Raw genomic sequence first — 1524 nt, 5'->3', positions numbered from 1 at the left:
AGGTACCTCGGTGTTCACAGACTCGTCCCCACATCACCTAATCCACAGTGCCTCTATTTAATTTGGGGGTGGAATCCGCCGGCCCGTGAAGAGGTGAACGACGAGCAGCACCACCCCTATCATGAATAGAATCCATGAAATTTGCGTCGCCACTGAGGCGATCCCCGATAAACCGAGCACTCCTGCGACCAATCCGACCAGGATGAATGCCAGTGCGTAATAAAACATAGGTTCCTCCGTTCAACGTGGTAGCCGACACAAAGTGTCGGGCACGTTTAGAATCGTTGCCCTGAGCAAGGCGATGTTTTCGACTGGGGACTCCATGCGTTCAACCATTTGAGTATTTCTTCTTTCTGATCACCGTAACGCTCTTGTACCCGTCCAACGAATGTGTCGTAGTGGCCTTCGATCAACATCAAATCATCGTCGGTCAACTTACCCCACCGTTGTTTGAGGTCACCCTTGAGTTGCAGCCATTGTCCTTTGAATTGTTCTGCGTTCATATCGTGCCCTCCTTGAGGTTAAAGATGAATCCGATCCGCGAGAGTACGTCTCACAGCGAGTCGTGTCGCGGGTGTGATGGCTACACCGTAACCGGAGAAGTGGTTGTGAACTATCCGGGAGCATCTCGGTTTGTGAAAGGGAAAGCCCTAGATCAGTCCGGCAAAGTGCCTGGGGAAGCGAAGAAACCTACGGCATGATCCTAGGGGTGGATCAGACTGGAGGACCAATCAAGTCGCGCGCCCTGTCCGGCGATATCTAAGGAGGAACCGTTTTTGCGGCATCATGTCGATGTGTAAGTTCGGCAGGAGTCAGTTGAGAAAGCCGCGAAAGCATTTCTTCTTTAGCAGTTCAAGATCGAATGGCTTCAAGAGATATTCTTGTGCCCCAAGCTTGATCGCGTCGCGTACGGTGGTGATATCGTCCATTCCTGACATGACAATGACGGGAACATCAGTATGTCGTTCTCGAAACTCTTGCAGCACCGCCATGCCGCTCAACACCGGCATGTGAAGGTTCAACAGCACACCGTGAATGAGCTGTTTCCTCGTGCCTGAAGTCATGTACGATGGGCCGATCTGTCCGTTCTCTGCTTCGAGTATGTCGAAACCGATCGTTCTGAGTCGATCACGAATAATGGACCGAGTATCATCATCATCGATCACGAGAATACAGCGTCCAAGTGAATAGGTCTCGGTCGATTGCCGACACGGTGCCCATGCAGGCTCCCTTATCCAAGTGAAGTACAATCCGATCGCCTCCGGAAACGGGTGACTCGTCATGGCCGTCCCCTTGGTCCCAAAGCACTCCAGACGCATGTTATCATCTCGTGATGTCTGTACTGTGAATTGAACGAGAGGATAACTCGTCTGGTACCTAGGGCAAGGGAGAAAAATCCCCAGGCTCATGACCCAGACGGGTGAGGTTGGGAACCGAGTAGGCTCAACGAGAACACCCGAGCAACTTAAGAAGAAGTGGTAAGACCGTGGGTCATGGCATATTTGGTGAGCTCAGCAGTGGTCC

At 52.0% G+C, this 1524-nt stretch carries 3 protein-coding genes; all 3 read right to left on the bottom strand.

The window, feature by feature from the left end:
* Window positions 1–57: 57 nt before the first annotated feature.
* On the bottom strand, window positions 58–228 hold the full coding sequence (locus ACOSYY_RS17620) for a DUF1328 domain-containing protein (protein ID WP_421664141.1): 171 nt from the start codon (window positions 226–228) through the stop codon (window positions 58–60).
* A 47-nt stretch (window positions 229–275) separates the two neighbouring features.
* Window positions 276–503 carry a CsbD family protein gene (locus ACOSYY_RS17615; RefSeq protein ID WP_421664140.1) on the bottom strand — a complete coding sequence of 76 codons (228 nt, stop codon included), beginning with the start codon at window positions 501–503 and terminating at the stop codon, window positions 276–278.
* 309 nt (window positions 504–812) lie between these two features.
* A complete protein-coding gene (locus ACOSYY_RS17610) occupies window positions 813–1319 on the bottom strand; it encodes a response regulator (protein ID WP_421664139.1) in 507 nt (168 codons plus the stop codon).
* Between the last annotated feature and the right edge of the window lie 205 nt (window positions 1320–1524).

This window comes from Nitrospira sp. BLG_2 (assembly GCF_049222245.1).
The sequence above is the reverse complement of the archived record's forward strand: the minus strand, read 5'-3'. Positions and strand labels throughout refer to the sequence as shown.